The sequence below is a fragment of the Pseudonocardia sp. D17 genome (assembly GCF_036984265.1).
Classification (GTDB): Bacteria; Actinomycetota; Actinomycetes; order Mycobacteriales; family Pseudonocardiaceae; genus Pseudonocardia; species Pseudonocardia benzenivorans.
Genome location: NZ_BPRG01000131.1, coordinates 1 through 5298, shown reverse-complemented (window position 1 = coordinate 5298; position 5298 = coordinate 1). Strand labels below are relative to the sequence as shown.

The window sequence follows — 5298 nt, the reverse complement described above, 5'->3', positions numbered from 1 at the left end:
AGCGCCTGACCGACATCCAGAAGATCACGCTCAGCCGTCACACACCACGCCAGGGGACTTGACCTGTGTGATCGCGAAGGCACTTCGTGTCAGCCAGCACTGCACTGGGTCCGAGGGGTCAACGGTCGCGACGACGAGGTGGTGCACCGAGCACCGTAGGGCCCGGTAGTGCGTCGGGGCGAAGCCCGATTCCGGTCGGCGTCGACGACGTGGAGCCCGAATTGACCGTTAGATAACTCTTCGCTCACTCGTACCTGGTCTCGACTACATAACGTGGTGTCGGCGGGCCGCAAGCGGTGCCCGGAACGTTGTGGGGGTCGCATGTCAAGAGCCGTCGCGTGCCGGATAGCCATGGTTTCCTCTGGCCTCGTCGCCTGGGCGCTCGCGCACGCCCTGACCGGGACCCTCTTCCCCTACGGCCGCTGCTCGCGGGATTTGGATCACGTAATAGGCCCAGTTCTGCTGACCGGAACGGCGGCCGTAGCGACGTCGTTCCTCGCCGTGGCTGTGGCCGCGCTCTCCGCCCCAGATGTCAAAGGCCCCACAAGGCGATCAACATCGCTCCGCACGAGCGTCCGTTGGGGAACACTGTCGCCTGCAGCGTTCGCGACCATCGAGCTCGTCCAGCATCTGACGGCCGGCCAGCCGGTCGTGTCTGCCATGGTCGCTTCGACAAGCCTGTGGATACACATCACGCTCGGCATCGTCGTCGCCCACGCGGTCCAGGCTTGTACCGCTGCCCTTCGCGGCACCCTGCGGATTACCCACGCTTACGTTGCGGTTCGTCACGCGGTGGCGTTGAGCGTCGAATTGCCACCGCGATGCCGGTCCCTCCGCCGGTTCACGGCGATGTTGAACAGCCGGGGGCCTCCTGCGACAGGGTTTTGTCCTGTACTCGTGCCCGCACTCGCTCGGTCGATGGCCTAAATCAGAGGTCTTGCTCGGGCGCGGTCACGCCGCCCTGATCCCGAAGGCCTTCATGAGTTTCGTACAGCGAACCCTCAAACGCACCCTAACAACGCGCTCGCGACAGACAAGGCTGGCTGAAGTGCAGCGCGACTTCCTGGCTGGCTTGGCGCTAGAGGAGCTGAGCCCTTACGCCGGAGCAATGAACGACGTCGAGACCTTCTACGGAACGCCCCCGACCTGGTCAAGCCGGGAGCACGATCGACCGATCGAACGCGGTCGGCTCCTCCTGCAGTACGCGTACCAGCAGGCCACCGCGACTGCGCCGGCCGAGCCCGTCATAGCCCTCGACTGGCTTGAGAACCGCGGCGTCGGTGGTCGCCATCTCGACCTCGGGTCGGGTGTGGGCCTGACGACGCAACTGTTCGTCCACCGTGGGTGGCGCTCTTCGCTGGCCGAGGTGTCAGCGCCGGTTCTGGACTTCGCCAGGTTCAGGCTCGGTCGGCGTGACGTCGATGCCGACATGATCGACCTGTCGGTCGACAAAGAATTGCCGCGCAATCGGTTTGAGGCGATCACTGCCTTCGGTGCGTTAACCCATGTCGGCGACGTCGACAGCGCCGCGCAGGTGGTGTGTAGGGCGCTTGCGCCACGGGGAGTGCTCTTCCTCGAGCGCAGCCGGCTCTCGACACCCGATCAGCGCCATCGGGTCGGGTTAGCGCTGCGCCGAAGCGGTCTTCGTCCGCTCCGGGTCACCCCGCACGTCACCGCGTACCGAGCGACGTGACCCGCCCCTCGCCCCGACGAAACTTCGGCGATATGGCGCACCGGTGGCGAATATGATCGGACCGAACGGGGTCTCTGGGCGCAGGTCCGTCCGTGATCGAGTCAAAGAATCGACACGTATCGCGGTATCTGATCCTGACATGAGCAATCTGTCCGGGACGCTGCGACGTGGCGCGAGCTACTCGGGGATCGCGCTCGTCGCAACGCAGCTCATCGCATTCGCCCAGACCTTGGTTCTCGCCCGGCTACTCACACCCGAAGAGTTGGGCGTCTACGTCGTCGGAACGATTCTGACTGGCTTCCTGGTCACCGTGTCCGAGGGTGGCCTGCGCCTGGCGCTGGTCCAACGTGACAAAGACGTTGGTCGTGCCGCGGAGACCGTCTTTTGGGTCACCGGGGGCATGGGTGTTATTTTGGCTGCCGGCGCGCTCGGGGCTGCTCCATTGGTCGGCGTCATTTTCAACGATCCGACGGTCGCGCTCATCGCTGCGGCTAATGCCGGAACACTGGTCATTCACGGCCTGACGAACGTCCCAGACGGCCTGATGCAGCGGCGATTCAACTTCCGTCGCCGGCTCATCGTCGACCCGGCCCGCGTCGTCGTGTTCGCGGTCGTGACGATCTTGTTCGCAGCGCTGGACTACGGCGCGTGGTCTCAAGTCATCGGGAACTACGCGGCAATGATCACCTGGCTCGGACTGTCGTGGGCTTTCGCCGGCTGGTGGCCCGGGTTCGCACGGCCGTCGGTACGCACGTGGCGAGAGATGGCTCGCTTCGCCTACCCGCTTCTGCTGCAGGCGCTCGCTGACCGGATCCGTACGGCCGGCGAGACCGCGATCCTCGGACGTAGCTTGTCTACTGACGCGGTGGGGCAGTACCGCTACGGGCAACGCCTGTCTCTGATCCCAGCCAACGCTGTGGTCCAGATCGGCTCGTACGTGTTGTTTCCCGCGATGTCTCGTCTGGCGGACGACCCGCCGCGGCTCACTGATGCGTTCCTTCGTGCTCTTCGCCTCGCCTGGATCCCGTCGGTAGGCGTTGCCGCCTTGACGTGTGCGATCGGTGAGCCCGCGGTTGTGCTCCTGCTCGGCGCCGAATGGCGCGAGGCCGGCCTGGCTTTCGTCGCCATGTCGGGCTACGGACTGGGCATTGCCCTGGAGGCAGCGGGCTCCGAGGCCATCAAGGCGACGGGTCGCACACAGCTGCTCAACTGGACAACGGTCGCGAGCATCGTCCTCGGCATCGGCTTGCTCGTGGCGTTGGTTCCGTTGGGGCTCATCGGTGTCGGCCTCGCGATCTCGGCCACGGAGCTGACCGTCGGCGTGATCGTGCTAGTCCTGACACACCGCGTCCTGCCGTTCCCGGCGACGCGGCTGATCCGCATTCTCGTTGTCCCCACGGCGATCGCGGCGATTTCCGCTGCTGGCATCGGCCTCGCAGAGCAGGTGTGGTTACGCTCCGACGAACACGGCACTGTGGCCGGTCTGGCCCTTCTCGGGGGGCAGACCATCGCCTTCATCGTCTTGTTCGTCGCGGGGCTCGCCTCGACCGCACCCGCATCAGCGCGTCGTGTGTTCGGGTCGGTGCGCTACCGGCTCCGCCGCGGCAGCGCCCGACTTCGGGACAACGCCCCTGACCGCACCAGCAACCTCGACCACACACCCTTCGAGGCCGCGACTGTCGTGTTGCCCGTGATCGACGCCGATGCCACGATCGTCCTACGCGTACGTCCCTCGCAGCGGTCGATAGAGGCGCCGACCGTGCGCCTAGCGGCCATTCGAGCGGTGCCCCCACCTGAGGGCGTCCCGCCCTTCGAGGCGGCCACCGTCGAAGACAGCCCCGGTGTCACCCCTCCCCAACTACCGTCTCCCCGACCACGGCCATCCGGACCACGGCCATCACCCAGGCCACACCACGATGCCGAGTGGCGGCCGTCACCCCGGCCCCGCCGTCCTCCGCCGCGGGCCAGAGGCAGGTGAGGCCAAGTAGCCGGCCTGAGCAGCCTTGATCCCGAGTCCGACCGCCAGGTGTGTCTTCCCGAGGCCGGGTGGGCCGAGCAGGATTACGTTCTCGGCCTTCGCGACGAATGTGGCGGTGGCCGGGTGGGCGACCACGTCGCGGCGCAGGCTCGGCAGGTGCTCGAGGTTGAACTCCTCCAGCGTCTTGACCTGTGGGAAGTGGGCGGTGCGGATGCGCATCGTGGTGCCGGCGGACTCGCGTTCGGCGACCTGGCGTTCCAGGACCGCGGTCAGATACTCCTCGTGTGACCAGTTCAGGTCCCGGGCCTGGGCAGCGAGGTCTTCCCAGACACGGCCGATCGTCGGGGTCTTCAACGCCCTGCTCAGGTAGGCCAGCTTCGAGCCCAGCGCGGTGAGCTTGCGCGCCACGGCGGACGCCACCGCTGGGCGTCCAGTCCGCGGCCGCCGCTGGGCCAGTGCGGTGACGTAGCGGTCGAGGTGCACCCGGCGTGCGGCGAAGACCGCGACGTCGACCTGGTCGCACCAGTTGAAGAAGTCGGTAATGTCGTTTGGCACGGCGGGTGTGCTCGCACCGGCAGCTGAGCAGAAATGCCGCCGGGACACGATGTCGCCGTCCCGCGCGCTCAACCTCGAGCGGCTAAGCCTGCTCCACGCTTATCCGGACGGTGCGTTCATCCCCGGCGAGATGCGCGGGCCCGTCCAGTGTCGTGATCACCGAGTTCACGGAGCGAGTTTCACCGGGATAGATGTCGGAGCAGCTAGAGGGGTGAGCGCCAGGGCGAATGAGGAGAGGCATAACCCAAGGGCGAGAGCACCGACGGCGAACCACCAGAAGATCACCTTGCGGTGGGCTTTGTCCTGGTTCTTCTCGTAGACCTTTGCGCGCGTAGCAGCAAGGTGCGCAAGGGTACGGGCCTTCGACGACCCGGTCATCTTGACGAGTACTCGAGGCTCTGGAACGTCGTTGAACTTGGCGACGGCAAAGGCGGCAACTGCTGCAGCGAAGGAGAGGCCGTCGGCGACGTAAGCCAAGACTGCGAGCACCTTCAGTGGCGCTGGGTGGCTGCCGCCGGCCAGGAACTGAGTTGCGGTGGCTGCAACGCCTGCGACAAGCGCGGCCTTCGTATCGACCTGCGACCGAGCGGACGTTTGCCGGGTCAACGCGTCGGCGATCTCCTTGTTGATCAGTTCGAGCGTTGACTCCTGGTCCTCAAGGCTGGCCACGTAACATCAGCGGCTCTCGGAATCGTCACCGTGGGCCAGCTCGATGACGTTGTCCGGGTCCGGCCGCTGGGAGCCTTCAAAGGTTGTCTGAAGAGACTCAAGGGCGTACTCCGTGATGAAGTCATCGCCTACCGAGATTTCCTGCGGTACTGCAGCCTCTGAGTTGTCGCCCGGACTCTGCTCGCCACCCGCCATGCAGCGAGTATCTCGCTGAGCATCGGATCAGCCAACCTGCCTCCCGAACCGGCTGGCTAAGTGCAGTGCATTGGCGAGGTGCCCGCTCGCCTGCGGATCACTGCGGCTAGCCACTCCCCTCGCATATCAGGATGAGTCGCCAAGGTGGGCGAGGTCGGTGAAGCGGCTGTAGTGCAGCTGGTGCGCGACGGTGATCGTGCTGGTCGGG

The 5298-nt window shown here is 65.9% G+C and carries 5 protein-coding genes; 2 read left to right on the top strand and 3 right to left on the bottom strand.

Annotated elements, in window-relative coordinates:
* The first annotated feature begins 1108 nt into the window (after window positions 1–1108).
* On the top strand, window positions 1109–1693 hold the full coding sequence (locus PSD17_RS20530; RefSeq protein WP_158511363.1) for a class I SAM-dependent methyltransferase: 585 nt from the start codon (window positions 1109–1111) through the stop codon (window positions 1691–1693).
* 139 nt (window positions 1694–1832) lie between these two features.
* A complete protein-coding gene (locus PSD17_RS20525) occupies window positions 1833–3671 on the top strand; it encodes a lipopolysaccharide biosynthesis protein (RefSeq protein WP_013678681.1) in 1839 nt (612 codons plus the stop codon).
* Here PSD17_RS20525 and PSD17_RS20520 read toward each other — a convergent pair.
* The 3 genes from PSD17_RS20520 to PSD17_RS20510 all read right to left on the bottom strand — a co-directional run bounded on the left by PSD17_RS20520 (window position 3627) and on the right by PSD17_RS20510 (window position 5090).
* A complete protein-coding gene (locus tag PSD17_RS20520; RefSeq protein ID WP_013678680.1) occupies window positions 3627–4226 on the bottom strand; it encodes an ATP-binding protein in 600 nt (199 codons plus the stop codon). The genes PSD17_RS20525 and PSD17_RS20520 overlap by 45 nt on opposite strands.
* Before the next feature lie 165 nt (window positions 4227–4391).
* Window positions 4392–4895 carry a hypothetical protein gene (locus PSD17_RS20515; RefSeq protein WP_013678679.1) on the bottom strand — a complete coding sequence of 168 codons (504 nt, stop codon included), beginning with the start codon at window positions 4893–4895 and terminating at the stop codon, window positions 4392–4394.
* Between the two features lie 6 nt (window positions 4896–4901).
* On the bottom strand, window positions 4902–5090 hold the full coding sequence (locus PSD17_RS20510; protein WP_041763297.1) for a hypothetical protein: 189 nt from the start codon (window positions 5088–5090) through the stop codon (window positions 4902–4904).
* Window positions 5091–5298: the final 208 nt, after the last annotated feature.